The organism is Enterobacter sp. BNK-8, assembly GCF_048685095.1.
In the GTDB taxonomy this organism is placed as follows: Bacteria; Pseudomonadota; Gammaproteobacteria; order Enterobacterales; family Enterobacteriaceae; genus Enterobacter; species Enterobacter quasiroggenkampii.
The window spans coordinates 4,772,786-4,791,534 of record NZ_JBLQTN010000001.1 but is presented as its reverse complement, the minus strand read 5'-3'; the positions used below and the strand labels follow the sequence as shown (position 1 = coordinate 4,791,534).

Genomic DNA, 18,749 nt, shown 5'->3' with positions numbered 1-18,749 from the left:
CATAGAATTAAAGTGTCAGCACAATCCGGAACCTCCCCAACCAGCTCGACACGAGGGGTGCTGATGTCGGGGGAAACCCTCCCGTGAACCAGCGGGATAGAGAGAAAGACAAAGACCGGGAAAAACTAAAGCGCCCTTTGTGGCGCTTTAGTTCTTTATGTATGTGGGGTTTTGCCGACCTACGTTCTCGGTTTTGTAGGCCGGGTAAGGCGCAGCCGCCACCCGGCAAACTGGCCGCACAATCTCAATCCTCTTCCAGCAATCGCGCTCCCGTCCCCTGCTCGCCCAGTTTGTCCCCGGGGTTACGCAGCGGGCAGTCGCTGCGCGACAGGCAACCGCAGCCAATGCAGCCATCCAGTTCGTCACGCAGCGCGACCAGCGTATGAATACGCCTGTCCAGCTCTTCACGCCACTGGGACGACAGCTCTTTCCACTCTTTCGGGCTCAGCGTGTGCCCTTCCGGCAGCACGCCAAATGCCTCGCCGATCGTGGCCAGGGGAATTCCGATTCGTTGCGCAATTTTGATAATCGCCACGTATCGGAGCACGTCGCGGGTATAGCGACGCTGGTTGCCGCCGTTACGGATGCTTTTAATTAACCCTTTGCTTTCATAGAAGTGGAGCGCCGATACCGCAACGCCGCTTCGCTTTGCCACTTCGCCGGGGGTTAACAGCGCTTTAATGCGCGGCAATCTCTTTTCCATAAAACCTCTTTACCTCAAGTTAACTTGAGGAATTATACTCCCCCGCAGAGAAAACGACGAATTAACCGAGATAGTTGTATCTACAGAGGGGCAACCTTATGTCGCATCAGCAGATTATTCAGACGCTTATTGAATGGATTGATGACCATATCGACCAACCGTTGAACATTGATGTGGTCGCGAAAAAGTCGGGCTATTCGAAATGGTATTTACAGAGAATGTTCCGTACGGTCATGCATCAGACGCTGGGTGAGTACATTCGTCAGCGCAGACTGCTGCTGGCGGCGCAGGCGCTACGCTCAACGCAGCGGCCGATTTTTGATATCGCGATGGATCTTGGCTATGTGTCGCAACAAACCTTTTCCCGCGTGTTTCGCCGCGAGTTTGACCGCACGCCGAGCGACTATCGCCACCAGTTAAATTAATCACGCTCAGTGCAAAGGTTGCTGCTGCCAGGTCATAAATTCCTGGGGCGGCATCGCTTTCGCGAAGTGCCACCCCTGACAAAACTGGACGCCGCGCTTCAACAGCCAGCTCACCTGCTCTGCCGTCTCAACCCCTTCCGCAATGGTTTTCAGCCGCAGGCTTTGCGCCATCTCGATAATATGCTCGGCGATCAGGTGGCTGGTGCTGTTGGTCGTTAAGGTATCGATAAACGATTTGTCGATTTTCAGAATATCGACGTTCAGCGAGTAGAGGTTGTGCAGGTTCGAGTAACCGGTACCGAAATCATCGATGGCGACTTCATACCCCGCCTGACGAAAAGCCTGAATCACCGGCGTGGTTTTAGGCACATCGATAAAACCGCGTTCCGTCACTTCAATTTTGATTTGCTGCGCGCGGACGGCATAGTGGCGGGCCTTCTCAGAAATCATGGCGATCAGCCGCGAGGAGTGGAAATCCGTCGCCGACAGGTTAATCGAAATATAGAGATGCGGATGCTCGGCCAGGAAATGGCCTAAATCACTGAACACTTCCTCAACGACATAATCCGTAATCCGCTCGCTCATCCCCTCATTTTCAGCCAGCGGAATAAACTCAGCCGGGCTCATCACCTGCCCGTTAAAACCAGGCCAGCGTAATAACGCCTCCGCGCCGACACACCGGTTGTTCTTGATATCAATAATCGGCTGATAGTGCACGCAAAGCTGGCGTTTGTTCAGCGCCCTGTGCAGTAAACGCCCTGGCGAATTGAGCTCACGATGGGTGCGGGACCAGACCAGTAAAATAATAATGCTGCAAATCATTCCCAGCGGCAGCGTTAATGTCGCCTGATGATAAAGCGTTTCATAAAAGCGTTTATTCGATGTCGACACGATGGCCGCAATCGGTCTTTTGGGTGATGTGACGATCGTATAAAAACGGTTATCTTTTTGAAATACCGATTCCTTATCCCGAATCATCGAATTTAATAAAGAAACATTGGCTTTCTGACTGACGGAAAAGAAAGCATTGGTTACCGTGTCGTATACACCCCACGAGAGAGAATGATCCGCGGACATGACTTCGCTGTATGAAAGCGGATTAACGACCACCACATAATTTCCACGCTGCATATATGTCATTTTATAACCAGTATAAAATGGGGTATCGCGATAATAATAGATAGCGACGTCAGGTTTACGCGTGTAATTAGCGACGGGAATGGCGTAGGGACGATCCGGTGTAAAAACGGTCGAACAAAGAAAATTCTGACCTTCAGCATAAATTAAATCGGCAACAAACAGGCGGCCACGAACAACGTTCAACATATATTGACGGTGTCCCGGGGTGCAAAGCTCGCCCCGATATTTTTCCGCCTCGTCCCGGGCCAGATCAACCTGCTGTATAACCAGCTCTGTTTTGTCTAAAGCCAGTTCAGCAAATGTCCGTAGCTGGGCGCTTGTTTCAGACACGGCTCTTAGCTGGGCAAACCATAGCGCAAGCATCACCGGCAGCATAACTACCATGATGATCCCTACCACCCTGAGCATCTTGCGCTGCGCGCTACGATTCATTTCCCGCCCTATATCCCTGCATGTTGTACGCCTGTAGTAATGAAGGCCGGATGCTGTGTTAAACAGGTGATTACGTTGCATGAATCATGCGAAGTTAGCAACTGACTTTTCGTATTAAAAATCTTAAATTTCGTTATGACGATAATATTTTCCCGTAAGTGAAACTGTAAGTATTCGTTCCGTTTCAATTAAGGAAAATAATTATCCAGCCCGTAAGGGCGGTGGGAAGATAACACAACAGACGATTGTTGATTAAGCCAAACTTCTGGCAGCATGAAAAAAGCACACCGTCATCATGACGTTTTATGCTATTTGATCGGGTGTATTGTGTTCACTGATTTATAAATAATCAGCCGCCACCACCGTTTTTCCTCGCCCCAAATGCTTAGCCTCATATAACGCTTTATCAGCACGCCTTAGCAAGGCTGAAGTATCCCGCTGTCCCCCGCGGACTTCCACGACCCCTGCGCTAAACGACAGCGACAGCGTTCTCTCGCCCACAATCAGCGGATGAGTTTGCAGAACGGTGCGCAACCTGGCGGACAGTTGCGCAGCGCCATTACCGTCAGTTTGCGCCAGCAGGAGCAAAAATTCCTCCCCTCCCACGCGCCCTAATGCGGAGCCTGAAGGGGCCAACTCACGGATAGCATTACAGAAGTGAAGAAGCGCCGCATCGCCCACCGGGTGTCCCCACTCGTCGTTGATCTGTTTGAAAAAATCCAGGTCAAACATCAGGACGCAAAAATGGCTGTTAGCCTCCTGCCTGGCACTGGCGGCCAGCGCAAGCTCCAACTGCTGCAAAATCGCCGACCGGTTAAAGCACCCGGTGAGATCGTCAGTGGTGGCTTTAACCTCGAGCTGCTGTTCGGCTTTTTTCCGCTCAGTGATATCCAGCCCAATATTGAGGATAGAGTTGTCCGGCAACAGAATGTTTGACCACAGCACCGTCAGCGGGGTGCCGTCTTTGCGTAGCGGATGCCACTCATACATATCCTTCAGCGGCGAGACATTGACCGACTCTCTTACCCGTCGCCGCTCTTCAGGATCGGGATAAAACAGCGAAAGCGGATCGGCATGTTCCGCGATCTCCGCCATCGTCCAGCCGAATACTTTTTCACATTCGGCATTCCACAGCACGCAGCGGTTAAATTTGTCGAAAGAGTTCATTAAAACCGGGGCGCGTTCAAAGAGCGTCTTATATTGCGTCACGACGCGCTGCATTTCCTGCGCCGTTTTTTCTCGGGCAATAATTTCCGCAAAATAGTCTTTTAATTTTTCGACCAGCACCACGACGATATTTTTCAGAATCGGCAAAGAAGAAAGCCTTTCTTCGAACGCTAAAAAGAAATAGCCGCTGCAGTGCCAGTTTTGGGTTGAAAGCTTGCACAGCACACCGCTTTGCAGTTGCGCATAGCCCGGGTGCTGAGGAGGAAATAACGTGCGGCCAATATTCTCTTTCCAGTAGACCACCCGCCACGATCGATGATGCCGCTGAAGCAGCGTGTTCGCCAGGAAATCGGCCACGTCGAGGGGATGGCAGGTCATCTCCCCGGCGGACACCACGCGCTTCAGCCCGTCATCACCGTTAACGCTGACCCAGGCAAGGCTTGCGCCCAGCGCGCGACTGATGGTCGCCAGCATGTCGGCCAGAGAACATTGAGCATGAAGCTGGGGCATTAACTTAGCCAGCGCATGCAATGCCTGCATGCTGTCATTAACAATCTCACGTCGGTTTTCTTTCATTTTTTTCGCTGATTATCAGGCGATAAACCGGACGCAACTTTCTTCAGATTCGAAAAATCGACAAACCAACGCGCAGGCTGAATCTCAGCGTAGCGAATTAAAAACAACGTTGTGTGTAATTAAAAACGTACAAATAAATAAAAAAATAATGAAATTCAAAAACCTGAAAGGTTAGCTGCGAGTAAAATTAATTGTCCACTCAAGCATAAGCCATAGGGTTATTGCTGTAAACATTGTACAGAGTGCGTCCTTTTGCATCAGTTTTGCTATCTTAATGAATTCATTATAAAGAGTGCGGGAACTGGGGAACTTAGCCAGCAAAGATATATTTTCACTCAGGCACCCACTGATTCTCGGCAACTATGAATCGCTCGTTTTTCATCATCCCGGGACTGGCGAATAAAACAGCAAACGTGATATAGTTCACACAACTTATGTAACGAAAACATTCTGTTTCATTCAGTTCGTCTGTTTTATAGAGGATGGGTTTTATGGCAACCATTACTACCAGCATGGTACTCCTGCGCTGGCCTTTGTTGAGTGCGGTACTGATGTTTTTGGCCAGCACGCTGAACATTCAGTTTCGTAAATCTGACTACGCGGGTCTCGCTGTCATCAGCACGCTGTTGGGGCTGGGGGCTGCCTGCTGGTTTGCAACGGGTCTGCTTGGCATTACCCTGCTGGATATGGCCGCCGTCTGGGAAAATATCAAAGTGGTGATGGTTGAGGCGATGAGTCACACGCCACCAGACTGGCCGATGGTGATTACCTGATCCCTTATGGAATAAAAAAACCCAGACGATGTCTGGGTTTTTTGTTTGGGGAACGCGGAAATCAGAACGGAATGTCGTCGTCGAAATCCATTGGCGGTTCGTTAGACGGTGCAGGAGCAGACTGCTGCTGCGGGCGAGACTGCGCGCCGCCGCTGAACTGGTTGCCACCCTGCGGTTGCTGAGGCTGACCCCAACCGCCCTGCTGCTGGCCGCCACCTGCTGGTGCGCCGCCGCCCTGACGGCCACCCAGCATCTGCATGGTGCCGCCGACGTTAACCACCACTTCCGTCGTGTACTTCTCAGCACCGGACTGATCGGTCCATTTGCGGGTGCGCAGCTGGCCTTCGATATAGACCTGAGAACCTTTACGCAGATACTCACCGGCCACTTCGGCCAGTTTGCCAAACAGCACAACGCGGTGCCATTCGGTCTGCTCTTTCATCTCACCGGTCGCTTTATCACGCCAGGATTCGGAAGTAGCCAGCGTAATGTTGGCAACTGCGCCACCACTCGGCATGTAGCGTACTTCCGGGTCCTGGCCCAGATTACCGACGAGAATCACCTTGTTTACGCCTCTGCTGGCCATGTTCGTGTCTCCTGAATACGTTTCTTAATAGTGTAAACGCGCGAGTGTACCATTTCCATGCTGCACTTTGATAGTTGCGTAGCACGTTCCAGAGTTCTCCCGCAACTCGACATTGTTACACAGCGAATCAGAAAATGCATTCCAATACTGTATATTCAAACAGGTCAAATTGTGTCATAATTAGCCGTTTCTGACAGCCGTTTGTCCTTCAAACAAACCAGGCAATCCGTGTTCCAACCGGGAAAGGTGAATGGATAAGATCGAAGTTCGGGGCGCCCGCACCCACAATCTCAAGAATATCAACCTGATAATCCCTCGCGACAAGCTGATTGTCGTGACCGGGCTGTCGGGGTCTGGCAAATCCTCACTGGCTTTCGACACCCTGTATGCCGAAGGACAGCGTCGTTACGTTGAATCACTCTCTGCGTACGCGCGTCAGTTCCTGTCGCTGATGGAAAAACCGGATGTCGACCACATTGAAGGGTTGTCCCCTGCTATCTCTATTGAGCAGAAATCCACCTCGCATAACCCGCGTTCAACGGTCGGTACCATTACCGAAATCCATGACTACCTGCGTCTGCTATATGCCCGCGTGGGTGAGCCGCGCTGCCCGGACCACGACGTCCCGCTGGCGGCACAGACCGTGAGCCAGATGGTGGACAACGTCCTGTCGCAGCCGGAAGGCAAGCGCCTGATGCTGCTGGCGCCGATCATCAAAGAGCGTAAGGGTGAGCACACCAAAACGCTGGAAAACCTGGCAAGCCAGGGCTATATCCGCGCCCGTATTGACGGCGAAGTGTGTGACCTGTCCGATCCGCCCAAGCTGGAACTGCAGAAGAAGCACACCATCGAGGTGGTGATTGATCGCTTTAAGGTGCGTGACGATCTCGCCACGCGTCTCGCAGAATCGTTTGAAACGGCGCTGGAACTCTCCGGCGGCACGGCCGTGGTCTCCGACATGGACGACCCGAAAGCGGAAGAGCTGCTCTTCTCCGCCAACTTTGCCTGCCCGATTTGCGGCTACAGCATGCGCGAGCTGGAACCGCGCCTGTTCTCGTTCAACAACCCGGCGGGCGCCTGCCCGACGTGTGACGGCCTGGGCGTGCAGCAGTATTTCGATCCGGACCGCGTGATCCAAAATCCGGAGCTTTCGTTAGCGGGCGGCGCCATTCGCGGCTGGGACAAGCGTAACTTCTATTACTTCCAGATGCTGAAGTCGCTGGCGGAGCACTACAAGTTCGACGTGGAAGCGCCGTGGGCCAGCCTGAGCCCGAACGTACACAAAGTGATCCTGTTCGGCTCTGGCAAAGAGAACATCGAGTTCAAATACATGAACGATCGCGGTGATACCTCCGTGCGTCGCCACCCGTTCGAAGGGGTGCTGCACAATATGGAGCGCCGCTACAAAGAGACCGAATCCAGCGCGGTGCGCGAAGAGCTGGCGAAGTTCATCAGCAACCGCTCCTGCGCCACCTGCGAGGGCACGCGCCTGCGTCGCGAAGCGCGCCACGTGTTTGTGGAAAATACGGCGCTGCCGACCATCTCAGACATGAGCATCGGCCACGCGATGGACTTCTTCAATAACCTGAAGCTCTCTGGCCAGCGCGCGAAAATCGCCGAAAAAGTCCTGAAAGAGATTGGCGATCGCCTGAAGTTCCTGGTGAACGTCGGCCTGAACTACCTGACGCTTTCCCGCTCGGCAGAAACGCTCTCCGGGGGTGAAGCTCAACGTATTCGTCTGGCGAGCCAGATTGGTGCGGGCCTGGTGGGCGTGATGTACGTGCTGGACGAGCCGTCAATCGGCCTGCACCAGCGCGATAACGAACGTCTGCTCGGCACCCTGATCCACCTGCGCAATCTCGGCAACACGGTGATTGTGGTCGAGCACGACGAAGATGCCATTCGCGCCGCTGACCACGTGATCGACATCGGCCCGGGCGCTGGCGTGCACGGCGGTCAGGTGGTGGCGGAAGGCACGCTCAAGGACATTATGGCGGTGCCCGAGTCGCTGACTGGCCAGTACATGAGCGGCAAGCGCAAGATTGATGTACCCAAACAGCGCGTGGCAGCGGATCCGGAAAAAGTGCTGAAGCTGACCGGCGCGCGCGGCAATAACCTGAAAGACGTCACCCTGACCCTGCCCGTCGGGCTGTTTACCTGTGTCACCGGCGTGTCCGGCTCCGGTAAATCCACGCTGATCAACGATACGCTGTTCCCGATTGCACAGACCGCGCTAAACGGTGCGACGCTGGCAGAGCCGGCACCGTACCGCGACATTCAGGGGCTGGAGCATTTCGATAAAGTTATCGATATCGACCAGAGCCCGATTGGCCGTACGCCGCGCTCTAACCCGGCAACCTATACCGGTGTTTTCACGCCGGTGCGTGAACTGTTTGCCGGTGTGCCGGAGGCGCGTTCACGCGGGTATACGCCAGGGCGTTTCAGCTTTAACGTACGCGGCGGCCGCTGCGAAGCGTGCCAGGGCGATGGCGTGATCAAGGTTGAGATGCACTTCCTGCCGGATATCTACGTGCCGTGCGACCAGTGCAAAGGCAAACGCTATAACCGCGAAACGCTGGAGATTAAGTACAAGGGCAAGACCATCCACGAAGTGCTGGACATGACCATCGAAGAGGCGCGCGAGTTCTTTGACGCCGTTCCGGCGCTGGCGCGTAAGCTGCAGACGCTGATGGACGTCGGCCTGACCTACATTCGTCTGGGGCAGTCCGCCACGACGCTGTCCGGCGGTGAAGCGCAGCGCGTGAAGCTGGCGCGCGAGCTGTCAAAACGCGGTACTGGCCAGACGCTGTATATCCTGGATGAGCCGACCACCGGTCTGCACTTTGCCGACATCCAGCAACTGCTGGACGTGCTGCATCAACTGCGCGATCAGGGCAACACTATCGTGGTCATCGAACATAACCTGGACGTGATTAAAACCGCGGACTGGATTGTCGATCTCGGCCCGGAAGGCGGCAGCGGCGGCGGTGAAATCCTCGTCTCCGGTACGCCAGAGACCGTTGCAGAGTGCGAAGCCTCGCACACCGCGCGCTTCCTTAAACCGTTGCTGTAATTGTCACACGGAGAGCTGCTGTCGGGTCGTTTCCGGCAGCAGCTCAACCGCCTGCTGATAGGATGCGTCCACCAGGTAGTAAATTTGTGAGCCTGGAATCGATCCATCCAGATAGACGGTGCTCCAGTGCGCCTTATTGAGGTGCTGGCTCGGCCTCACGTCATCATGCTGCTGACGGAGTAAATCGGCCAGTTCAGGGCTGGTTTTCAGCGATGCCGCAGGACGGCCTTCCACCTCTTTCACCATCGCAAACAGCACATCCCCCACCTTAACCTGCGTGGCCTTCCAGTCGCTGTGGACGCTCTGCTCCGCGCCGGGCTTGCTCATGCAGTACTGAAGTATCTCCGAAATTGTCATCTTTATTCCCCTTGTAGCGTGGCGATAATTTTACGCGAACCACCGTGAATGCGATGCTCTCCCAGCCAGATCCCCTGCCACGTGCCCAACAGCAGCCGCCCGTTGTGGACCGGCAGCATCAACGATACGCCCAGCAAAGAGGACTTAATATGCGAAGGCATATCGTCTGCCCCCTCATAGTCATGCTCGTAAGGGGCGTTGTCCGAGACGCTCTTCAGAAAATGCCGCTCCATGTCAGACCGGACGGTGGGATCGCAATTTTCATTCAGCGTCAGAGAGGCAGACGTATGCTGAAGCAGCAGATGCAGCAAACCCGTTCTGACGCGCGACAGGTCGCGGAGTTGCCCGATGACTTCATCCGTCACCAGGTGAAATCCGCGTGGCTTCGCGCTTAAGGTCAGGGTCTGTTGGTACCACATAGGCTGCTCCGTGATGAAAGATGAATCTTTCTAAGTGTGCAGCAAGAAGACGAAAGGTAAAACCCGCAGCAGCGAGATTTGATTAAAAAAGAGTCAAACTCGCTGCCAGGGACTCAGTACTCCGAGTTGACGATCACCTCTTCGCCAAACTTTCCGGCCATCGGCAGCGGTCGATAGGTTGAGTTAGACGCGCGTAACACCCTGATCCCTCTGGCTCCTGCATCCTGCGCGGCGGTAATGTCGTTATCCGAATCGCCATAAAACACTTTGATGTTTTTCTTTTCCAGCCACTGGATTTTGGTGTTTTGCCCCTCTTTGTCACCGGCAAAAATGACCGGGTTCATGTTGGCTGCCGGGATCTGGAAATCGTCCTGCAGTGTTCTGGAGACGGTTTCCGTTTTGGTCTGGCTACGACCGGTGACGAAATAAATACTGTCGCCACGCTTAACATGCATAGCAATTACCGCCCGGGCGACCTCTTTCGGAATGCTGTACTCGTCCCAGCCGTTATTCATTTTTTCCCAGAACTCCGGGTTCTTCAGATACGCTTCGCTGTCGGGAGAATACATTTTTTTGCCGCGCCAGAATCCTGGGCTTGAGAACAACACGGTATCGTCAATATCGAAGCCCACGGCCATTGGTGGGCGCCCCATCAGGCTGTTTTCGATTTGGGCCACGGAAACCCAGTGAATGGGTGCCTGCTCGGCGAGAATGGCGGCGGTAGTGCCGGTGTAAAGCGGCGTCGGGGCGGAAGCTCGCGCGACGACGGCGCTGTTAAGTGAGAACAATAAGCAGGCGGCGCTGAGCGCCAGTGTGATCTTGCGCATATTTTCCCCTGAATATTCAGCTTGTTATCGTTTTATTTTGAGTGAATGGTCAAAAAACTATCCGACCATAACCCCAGCGGGAGGTGAAGGGAAGGAGTTTTTGCTTATGAAGCGGAATAAAAAGAAGACGATCACAAAGAGTGGATGAGTGATGTAGGCCCGGTAAGGCGCAGCCGCCACCGGGCAAGATTTTCTGCGGCCTGATGCCCTCACCCCAGCCCTCTCCCACAGGGAGAGGGAGATAATAAGTAGTGAGTACTTACATCACAGCTGCAAACGCCTGCGCCACGCGGTGAACGTTGCCGGCATTCAGGCCCGCCACGCACATACGGCCACTGGCGATCAGGTAGACGCCGAACTCTTCGCGCAGGCGATCGACCTGCGCCGCGCTCAGTCCGGTATAGCTGAACATCCCGCGCTGCTTGAGCAGATAATCAAAGTTATGCCCAGGCACAGCCTCTTTCAGGACATTAACCAGCTCCTGACGCATCGACAGGATGCGCTTACGCATCGCCTCCACTTCGCCAAGCCAGGACGCTTTCAGCGTTTCGTCACCGAGAACCGTCGCCACCACCTGCGCACCAAAGTTTGGCGGGCTGGAGTAGATACGGCGCACCGTCGCTTTCAGTTGGCCCAGCACGCGGCTGGCTGCTTCGGCGTCTTCACATACCACGGAAAGACCACCAACGCGTTCACCGTACAGGGAGAAGATTTTAGAGAAGGAGTTACTCACCAGAACAGGCAGTCCCGCGCTGGCAGCGGCGCGGATGGCATAGGCGTCTTCTTCCATACCTGCGCCAAAGCCCTGATAGGCGATATCGAGGAATGGGATCAGGTTACGGGCCTTCAGCACCTCAATCACCGCATCCCACTGGGCATTGGTGAGATCGGCACCGGTCGGGTTATGGCAGCACGGATGCAGCAGCACAATACTGCGCTCCGGCAGGGTGTTCAGTTTTTCCAGCAGCGCGTCAACGCGCACGCCGTTCGTTTCGCTGTCGAACCACGGATAGGTCGCCACCTTAAAGCCCGCGCCCTCGAAGATCGCAACGTGGTTTTCCCACGTCGGGTCGCTGACCCACACGCCTGAATCCGGGAAATATTTTTTCAGGAAGTCTGCGCCCACTTTCAGCGCACCCGAGCCGCCCAGCGTCTGGATGGTCGCCACGCGTTTTTGCGCGAGCACCGCGTGATCGGCGCCGAACAGCAGCGGTGCGATGGTGTTGCGATAAGCGTTTAGCCCTTCCATCGGCAGATACAGAGAAGCGCCGTGTGGAACAGCGTTCAGACGCGCTTCGGCTTCAGCTACGGCTTTTAATTGAGGAATAATGCCATCCTCGTTGTAATACAGACCGATGCTGAGGTTCACTTTGTCGCTGCGAGGATCTTCTTTGAAACGCTCCATTAAGGAGAGGATAGGGTCGCCGGCATAGGCGTCAACTTTCTGAAACACGCGATGGTTCTCCGGAATTCGATGAGGCAGGGATTTCAACAATAAACCGGAAGCAGGTGAAGGTCGAGTGCGATATCAGGCCAGACACTCGATATATCGGCAAATGCAATCGATTCGTTCAGGCAGTGAGCCCTGCACGCGCAGAAAAGGAATGTTTCGTTGTGATAGCTCTGCTTCATACCATACCTGCTGTCTGTGGCGAAACGCCTCCCCCTGCCGGGTGCCATCCTGCACAAACGGAAAATCATCTCCGCAAAGCACGACCAGTGCATAGTCTCGTTCAGCAAGCGCCATTAACGCCTGCGGCGCGCTGCCAAACTGATCGAGCGCGTAAAACAGGGTCGTTAAAGGTGACGTATCACAGACCAGATAAGGCGCCGTGCAGGCTGATTCTTCCCGACGCACCTGCTCGCGGGCAATATGCAGCAAATCCTCCAGATCAAGGATGCCGTTCTTCTTTTCCCAGTGTTCACGACCATACTCTGCAACGTACGGAACGTTTAGCGTTTGCGCCAGTGCCTTTGCAAGCGTGCTTTTGCCCGTCGATTCTCCACCTAATAAGCAGATACGAAAAACAAAGCTGCGATACACCTCAGGGGACATCATCTTGCGATAACGATGAACATCAGAGCGGATGAGCGTTCCCGATGGAGCTTCTGGTCCCTGTTGACGCTGGAGACGCACGTGCGCAACCGGTCGTCCGAAACGCTGGCTCAGGACAGTGGCAAACCCGTCTCCATAGTCTTCGGCAGTAAATACCGCCTCTGGCTGACAATGCAGAATGTCCTCACATAGCGTTGCAACGTAATGCCGGTGAAGATCGTCATCAGCGTCATTCGGTGGCGGTGGCGCAAGGCCATATGAAGCCAACACTTGCGGCGAAAGCACGAGGTGGCGACATTGTGGGAAGCGCGTTGTTAACCAGTTAAGCCGCTTTTCAGGTTCGTAACCGCGTATTTCCGGCGACGAATAGCTGATGATACAGACCGTCTCGCACTGCTCAAGTGCCGTATTGATAAGCGCTTCATGGCCCGCATGTAATGGTGCGAATTTGCCTACCACCAGGCCGTTGGCATACAGCGTCATTGCGCACGGATCTCCTTGCGCCACTGATACAGTCCGTGCCACGCATTAAACCAAAACACCAGATATAAACCGGCGGTAAGATACAGTTCTCTCGTCGCGTACAGCGGTACTGCCAGCGTGTTAACGGCAAGCCAGATGTACCAGTTTTCCAGACGCCGTCCCATCAACATAAACTGAGCAAGAATACTGAATGTCAAAATGATGGAGTCCAGCCAGGGGGCCCATGCATTGGTATAGAGATGCAATATCCACCCGTACGCCGCTGCTACGCTTACGGCGCAGGCTAAAAGCATAAAAAAATGTCCCGGTCTGGTACGACGAACAGGCAAGACCTCTCCATGATTGCCTTTAAGCCAATGCAGCCAGCCGGTTATGCTCGTTATGATGAAAAAGAACTGAAGGGTAACGTCAGCATAAAGCTGCACAGAATAGAAGACCCAGGCATAAAGCCCGCTACCAATGATACCTATCCACCACGTATGGATATTGTTTCTGGCGGCCAGCCAGACGGAGAGAGCATAGGCCAGACACGCAGCGATTTCTGAAGGGGACATTATCCTTCCCTGGAATAAAATGTTAGTCGACGTACTTCATCGCCACCCGAGACGTCAGGCGGGTAATAAGTTCGTAAGCACTTACTTTCGTGATTTCAGCAATACGTTCAACGGGTAAACCTTCCCCCCACATTACCACATCGTCGCCGGGTTTATCCTGGGCTTCAGGCCCCAGATCGACACAAATCATGTCCATCGCCACGCGGCCAACGATCTTCACTTCGCGACCGTTGACCAGCACCGGCGTACCCGTGGGTGCAGCGCGCGGATAGCCGTCGCCATAGCCCATCGCCACGACGCCGAGGCGGGTATCACGCTCGCTGATCCAGGTGCCGCCGTAGCCCACCGGCTCACCGGCTTTGTGTTCGCGCACGGCAATCAGAGTAGACACCAGAGACATGACTGGCTGAAAACCCATGTCCGGCCCCCAGGGTTTATTCTCCAGCGGCGACACGCCGTAAAGAATGATGCCCGGTCTCGCCCAGTCGAAATGCGACTGCGGCCACAGCAGGATCCCGCCGGATGCGGCGATCGAGCGCATCCCCGGCTTGCCTTCGCAGAAGGTATTAAAGATATCCAGCTGCCGCTCGGTCGCCCCGCACTCAGGCTCATCGGCACGGGCGAAGTGGCTGACAATATTCACCGGCTGGCGCACGTTTTTACACCGGCATAAACGCTGATAAAACGCTTCCGCGCTTTCCGGACGCACGCCCAAACGATGCATGCCCGTATCAAGCTTCATCCACACGGTCACCGGCTCGCTCAGCTCAGCGGTTTCCAGTGCGGCCAGCTGTTCTTCGTTGTGTACCGCCGTGTGCAGATGCTGATCCGCGATAGTTGGCAGATCGGCGGCTTCGAAAAAGCCTTCGAGGAGCAGAATCGGTTGGGTAATCCCCCCCGCGCGCAGGCGGAGAGCTTCTTCAAGACGGGCGACGCCAAAGGCGTCGGCATCGGGGAGCGTTCGCGCGGTCTCAAGAAGACCGTGTCCGTAAGCGTTCGCTTTCACGACTGCAACGAGCTTGCTGGCGGGGGCCAGTTCACGCAGACGTTGCAGGTTGTGTCGCAGAGCGCGGCGGTTAATCACAACAGTTGCCGCTTGCATTTGAATTCCTTAGAAATTACTCATCATCATATTGAGGACCGGCATAGTTGTCGAAACGCGACCACTGTCCGTTAAAGGTCAGACGTACCGTCCCGATTGGGCCGTTACGTTGTTTACCAATAATAATTTCGGCGATCCCTTTCAGGTCGCTGTTCTCGTGATAAACCTCATCACGGTAGATAAACATGATTAAGTCGGCATCCTGCTCGATGGAGCCGGATTCACGCAGGTCGGAGTTGACCGGGCGCTTGTCGGCACGTTGTTCCAGAGAGCGGTTAAGCTGCGACAGCGCCACCACCGGCACGTGCAGCTCTTTAGCTAACGCCTTGAGCGAGCGGGAAATTTCGGCGATCTCCAGCGTACGGTTGTCGGAGAGCGACGGGACGCGCATCAGCTGAAGGTAGTCGATCATGATAAGGCCGATACCGCCGTGTTCACGGGCGATACGACGCGCGCGGGAACGGACTTCCGTCGGCGTCAGGCCGGAAGAGTCATCAATATAGATGTTACGTTTTTCCAGCAGAATGCCCATGGTGCCGGAGATGCGCGCCCAGTCCTCATCGTCGAGCTGGCCGGTACGGATGCGGGTCTGGTCCACGCGCGACAGCGATGCCAGAGAACGCATCATGATCTGCTCAGAGGGCATCTCAAGACTGAAAATGAGTACCGGCTTATCCTGCAACATCGCCGCGTTTTCGACGAGGTTCATCGCAAAGGTCGTTTTACCCATCGACGGACGCGCCGCGACGATAATCAAATCCGACGGCTGCAGACCGGCGGTTTTCTTGTTGAGATCGTCATAACCGGTGTTCACCCCAGTCACACCGTCGTGCGGCTGCTGGAACAGCTGTTCGATACGGGCAACGGTGGCGTCGAGGACGTCGGCGATATTTTTGGGGCCTTCGTCTTTGTTGGCGCGGCTTTCAGCGATTTTGAAGACGCGGGACTCGGCAAGGTCGAGCAGGTCTTCACTGGTGCGACCCTGCGGATCAAAACCGGCTTCGGCGATCTCATTCGCCACCGAGATCATCTCGCGGACAACGGCACGTTCACGCACGATGTCGGCATAAGCGCTGATGTTTGCCGCACTTGGCGTGTTTTTTGACAGTTCTGCCAGATAGGCAAACCCGCCGACGCTGTCCAGCTGTCCCTGGCGCTCCAGCGATTCCGCGAGCGTGATCAGGTCAATTGGGCTACCCGACTCCTGCAGGCGCGCCATTTCGGTAAAGATATGACGGTGCGGACGGGTGTAGAAATCCTCAGACACCACGCGCTCGGCGACGTCGTCCCAGCGTTCGTTATCCAGCATTAAACCGCCCAACACCGACTGTTCCGCTTCAATCGAGTGCGGCGGGACTTTTAACCCTGCGACCTGGAAATCACGCTCGCGAGGTTCAGTCTGTTTGTTGAAGGGTTTGTTTCCTGCCATAGTGAATGGAGTTACCGAGATCGAATAATTAAATAAATATTTAATTATATATTAGGGACCACAAAGGTTACCACAACTCTGCCTCGGAGGAATCATGGCATTACGAATAGAATTTGCTAAGCACGGCGGTCCAGAAGTACTCAACGCGGTGGAGTTCACCCCCACCGCGCCTGGCGAAAACGAAGTGCAGGTTGAAAACAAAGCCATCGGCATAAACTACATCGACACCTATATTCGCGGCGGGCTCTACCCGCCTCCGTCGATGCCGAGCGGACTGGGCACCGAGGCAGCCGGTCTCGTCATCAAAGTGGGCAGCGCGGTTAAGCATCTTAAAGAGGGCGACCGCGTGGTGTATGCACAATCTGCGCTGGGCGCTTACAGCTCCGTCCACAACGTCCCGGCGGATAAAGCCGCCCTGCTGCCTAATGCCATCTCCTTTGAGCAGGCGGCAGCCTCCTTCCTGAAAGGGTTAACCGTTTACTACCTGCTGCGTAAAACCTATGAAATTAAACCCGATGAGCAGTTCCTGTTTCATGCCGCGGCGGGTGGTGTCGGGCTCATCGCCTGTCAGTGGGCAAAAGCGCTGGGCGCAAAACTGATCGGCACCGTGGGCAATGCCCAAAAAGCGCAGCGCGCACTGCAGGCGGGCGCCTGGCAGGTGATCAACTACCGTGAAGAGAGCATTGTCGAACGGCTGAAGGAGATCACCAGCGGCAAAAAGGTGCGTGTCGTGTATGACTCGGTTGGGAAAGACACCTGGGAGGCATCGCTGGACTGCCTGCAGCGTCGTGGGCTGATGGTGAGCTTCGGAAACGCCTCAGGTGCTGTCACCGGCGTGAATCTCGGCATCCTGAACCAGAAAGGCTCGCTGTACGTCACGCGCCCTTCCCTGCAGGGTTACATCACCAACCGGGAAGAACTTGAGGAAGCCAGCAATGAGCTGTTCTCTCTGATCGCCAGCGGCGTCATTAAGGTGGATGTGGCAGAAGCGCAGAAATACCCGCTAGCCGATGCGCAGCGTGCGCATGAGGTGCTGGAGAGCCGGGCAACGCAGGGGTCGAGTTTGTTGATTCCCTGAGCCCCAAAAAGAAATTGGGCTTCCCGTGGGAAGCCCTTTCTTTTTTTAGTTCGGCTGTATGTAGGGTACAGCGCGATGAATTCTTTAACGGCAGTCATAGTGACAGATTCGATAAGTAAATCCTATTCTGTTCTAAGCCATGCTGCCGGAAAAGTTACAACTCTGTGACGAACCCCTCAATACCTTAGTAACGGAAGCGGTTATTGCTCTGATAACTGGGCACTTTTGGCGATTTAATCGCCCGTATCACCCACACCACCGCCACGGCCAGCAGTAGCCACGGCAGCAGTTTGATCGTCAGCGCAAACAATCCGCCAATAAACATGACGACCGTCGCCACCACGATAGCCGCCAGAATGCCGAGCAGCGAAATGCCCGTTGCTAACAGCATGACAAAAAAGCCAATCACAAAAAGTAGTTCCAGCATGGTGCTCTCCCACGAGTTCCCGAATGATGCTGCAAACATTACAAGAATCATGCCAGACATAACGTGTTGTTCTTAAAGCAAAACGCCCCGCGAGAATTCGCAGTTCGTGGTGAATTTGACGAACTTTTAGCGAAAGTTATCGCTTGTCTGCCACCAGTCGCAGCGCATATTCAAGCACCTCGATATCGGCACCGGCTTTATGTGCGTTTTCGCTCAGGTAGCGACGCCACTGACGCGCGCCCGGAATGCCCTGGAACAGCCCAAGCATATGGCGGGTGATATGACCGAGATACGTACCGTTGCTCAGCTCGCGTTCAATGTAAGGATACATCGCCCGCACGACGGCAACCGGATCGGTGTCTGCACCTTCGATGCCAAAGATTTCGCGATCGACCGTCGCCAGAATGCCCGGATTCTGATACGCCTCGCGCCCAACCATCACCCCATCCATATGTTCAAGGTGCGCTTTGGCCTCTTCCAGCGACTTGATGCCGCCGTTAATGGACATGGTCAGGTGCGGGAAGTCACGCTTCAGCTGATACACACGCGGGTAGTCCAGCGGCGGGATTTCACGGTTCTCTTTCGGGCTCAGGCCGGAGAGCCAGGCCTTTCGCGCATGGATGATGAACATCTCGCATTCACCCTTTCCGGAGACCGTATTGATGAAATCGCACAGGAATTCGTAGCTGTCCTGGTCGTCAATCCCGATACGGGTTTTGACCGTCACCGGAATGGAAACAACATCACGCATCGCCTTGATACAGTCCGCCACCAGTTGGGCATTCCCCATCAGGCAGGCACCGAACATACCGTTTTGCACACGGTCGGACGGACAGCCAACGTTCAGGTTGATCTCGTCGTAGCCGCGCGCTTCCGCCAGCTTCGCACACTGCGCCAGCGCGGCCGGATCGCTGCCGCCCAGCTGCAGGGCAACCGGATGCTCTTCTTCGCTATAGGCCAGATAGTCGCCCTTCCCGTGGATGATTGCGCCCGTGGTCACCATTTCGGTGTACAGCAACGTATGGCGGGAGAGCTGGCGCAGGAAATAGCGGCAGTGTCTGTCCGTCCAGTCGAGCATCGGCGCAATGGAAAAACGGTGTGCAGGGAAAGCGGTCTGTAATTCTGACGACATGGCGAAGTTT

Annotated in this window: 18 protein-coding genes; 4 read left to right on the top strand and 14 right to left on the bottom strand. The window is 54.8% G+C overall.

Going from position 1 to position 18,749, the window contains the following annotated elements:
• Window positions 1-244 precede the first annotated feature (244 nt).
• Entirely contained in the window at window positions 245-703 is a 459-nt protein-coding gene (soxR, locus tag ACMGGU_RS23085) for a redox-sensitive transcriptional activator SoxR (protein WP_008503388.1), read from the bottom strand.
• Window positions 704-801: 98 nt separating this feature from the next.
• Between soxR and soxS the strand changes: the two genes are divergently transcribed.
• The gene (gene soxS, locus ACMGGU_RS23080) at window positions 802-1,128 is read left to right on the top strand and encodes a superoxide response transcriptional regulator SoxS (protein ID WP_008503387.1); all 327 of its coding nucleotides are present in this window, start codon (window positions 802-804) and stop codon (window positions 1,126-1,128) included.
• Between the two features lie 6 nt (window positions 1,129-1,134).
• Here the strand turns inward: soxS and ACMGGU_RS23075 are convergent, their stop codons facing one another.
• A complete protein-coding gene (locus ACMGGU_RS23075; protein ID WP_048030238.1) occupies window positions 1,135-2,700 on the bottom strand; it encodes an EAL domain-containing protein in 1,566 nt (521 codons plus the stop codon).
• Between the two features lie 339 nt (window positions 2,701-3,039).
• Complete coding sequence (locus ACMGGU_RS23070) at window positions 3,040-4,443, bottom strand: sensor domain-containing diguanylate cyclase (protein WP_048030236.1); 1,404 nt, start codon at window positions 4,441-4,443, stop codon at window positions 3,040-3,042.
• Between the two features lie 491 nt (window positions 4,444-4,934).
• Between ACMGGU_RS23070 and ACMGGU_RS23065 the strand changes: the two genes are divergently transcribed.
• A complete protein-coding gene (locus tag ACMGGU_RS23065) occupies window positions 4,935-5,216 on the top strand; it encodes a YjcB family protein (protein ID WP_045261050.1) in 282 nt (93 codons plus the stop codon).
• Between the two features lie 61 nt (window positions 5,217-5,277).
• On the opposite strand, the gene ssb1 is transcribed toward ACMGGU_RS23065, so the two are convergent.
• A complete protein-coding gene (gene ssb1 / locus ACMGGU_RS23060; RefSeq protein WP_008503384.1) occupies window positions 5,278-5,802 on the bottom strand; it encodes a single-stranded DNA-binding protein SSB1 in 525 nt (174 codons plus the stop codon).
• A gap of 250 nt (window positions 5,803-6,052) precedes the next feature.
• Between ssb1 and uvrA the strand changes: the two genes are divergently transcribed.
• The gene (gene uvrA, locus ACMGGU_RS23055) at window positions 6,053-8,875 is read left to right on the top strand and encodes an excinuclease ABC subunit UvrA (RefSeq protein WP_045909175.1); all 2,823 of its coding nucleotides are present in this window, start codon (window positions 6,053-6,055) and stop codon (window positions 8,873-8,875) included.
• A 3-nt stretch (window positions 8,876-8,878) separates the two neighbouring features.
• On the opposite strand, the gene ACMGGU_RS23050 is transcribed toward uvrA, so the two are convergent.
• From ACMGGU_RS23050 to dnaB, 8 genes are all read right to left on the bottom strand, one after another.
• A complete protein-coding gene (locus tag ACMGGU_RS23050) occupies window positions 8,879-9,232 on the bottom strand; it encodes an MmcQ/YjbR family DNA-binding protein (RefSeq protein WP_008503382.1) in 354 nt (117 codons plus the stop codon).
• Between the two features lie 2 nt (window positions 9,233-9,234).
• Window positions 9,235-9,651: a secondary thiamine-phosphate synthase enzyme YjbQ gene (locus ACMGGU_RS23045; protein ID WP_420300952.1), complete on the bottom strand. Its 417-nt coding sequence runs from the start codon at window positions 9,649-9,651 to the stop codon at window positions 9,235-9,237.
• Between the two features lie 113 nt (window positions 9,652-9,764).
• The gene (gene aphA / locus ACMGGU_RS23040) at window positions 9,765-10,478 is read right to left on the bottom strand and encodes an acid phosphatase AphA (protein ID WP_045909173.1); all 714 of its coding nucleotides are present in this window, start codon (window positions 10,476-10,478) and stop codon (window positions 9,765-9,767) included.
• Window positions 10,479-10,737: 259 nt separating this feature from the next.
• Window positions 10,738-11,931 (bottom strand): aromatic amino acid transaminase, encoded by a 1,194-nt coding sequence (gene tyrB / locus ACMGGU_RS23035; RefSeq protein ID WP_048030232.1) that lies wholly within the window; start codon window positions 11,929-11,931, stop codon window positions 10,738-10,740.
• A 75-nt stretch (window positions 11,932-12,006) separates the two neighbouring features.
• The gene (locus tag ACMGGU_RS23030) at window positions 12,007-13,017 is read right to left on the bottom strand and encodes an AAA family ATPase (protein ID WP_045909171.1); all 1,011 of its coding nucleotides are present in this window, start codon (window positions 13,015-13,017) and stop codon (window positions 12,007-12,009) included.
• Complete coding sequence (pnuC, locus tag ACMGGU_RS23025) at window positions 13,014-13,571, bottom strand: nicotinamide riboside transporter PnuC (RefSeq protein ID WP_023293520.1); 558 nt, start codon at window positions 13,569-13,571, stop codon at window positions 13,014-13,016. Before pnuC ends, ACMGGU_RS23030 begins: the two co-directional genes overlap by 4 nt.
• A gap of 22 nt (window positions 13,572-13,593) precedes the next feature.
• On the bottom strand, window positions 13,594-14,673 hold the full coding sequence (gene alr, locus ACMGGU_RS23020) for an alanine racemase (protein ID WP_229226673.1): 1,080 nt from the start codon (window positions 14,671-14,673) through the stop codon (window positions 13,594-13,596).
• A gap of 16 nt (window positions 14,674-14,689) precedes the next feature.
• Window positions 14,690-16,102 (bottom strand): replicative DNA helicase, encoded by a 1,413-nt coding sequence (gene dnaB / locus ACMGGU_RS23015; RefSeq protein WP_008503375.1) that lies wholly within the window; start codon window positions 16,100-16,102, stop codon window positions 14,690-14,692.
• 94 nt (window positions 16,103-16,196) lie between these two features.
• Here dnaB and ACMGGU_RS23010 point away from each other — a divergent pair, with 94 nt between their 5' ends.
• On the top strand, window positions 16,197-17,180 hold the full coding sequence (locus ACMGGU_RS23010; RefSeq protein WP_229226674.1) for a quinone oxidoreductase: 984 nt from the start codon (window positions 16,197-16,199) through the stop codon (window positions 17,178-17,180).
• A 184-nt stretch (window positions 17,181-17,364) separates the two neighbouring features.
• Here ACMGGU_RS23010 and pspG read toward each other — a convergent pair whose 3' ends face one another.
• Both pspG and dusA read right to left on the bottom strand, forming a co-directional pair.
• A complete protein-coding gene (pspG, locus tag ACMGGU_RS23005) occupies window positions 17,365-17,607 on the bottom strand; it encodes an envelope stress response protein PspG (RefSeq protein ID WP_229226675.1) in 243 nt (80 codons plus the stop codon).
• 136 nt (window positions 17,608-17,743) lie between these two features.
• Window positions 17,744-18,739 (bottom strand): tRNA dihydrouridine(20/20a) synthase DusA, encoded by a 996-nt coding sequence (gene dusA / locus ACMGGU_RS23000; protein ID WP_235401119.1) that lies wholly within the window; start codon window positions 18,737-18,739, stop codon window positions 17,744-17,746.
• Window positions 18,740-18,749 lie beyond the last annotated feature (10 nt).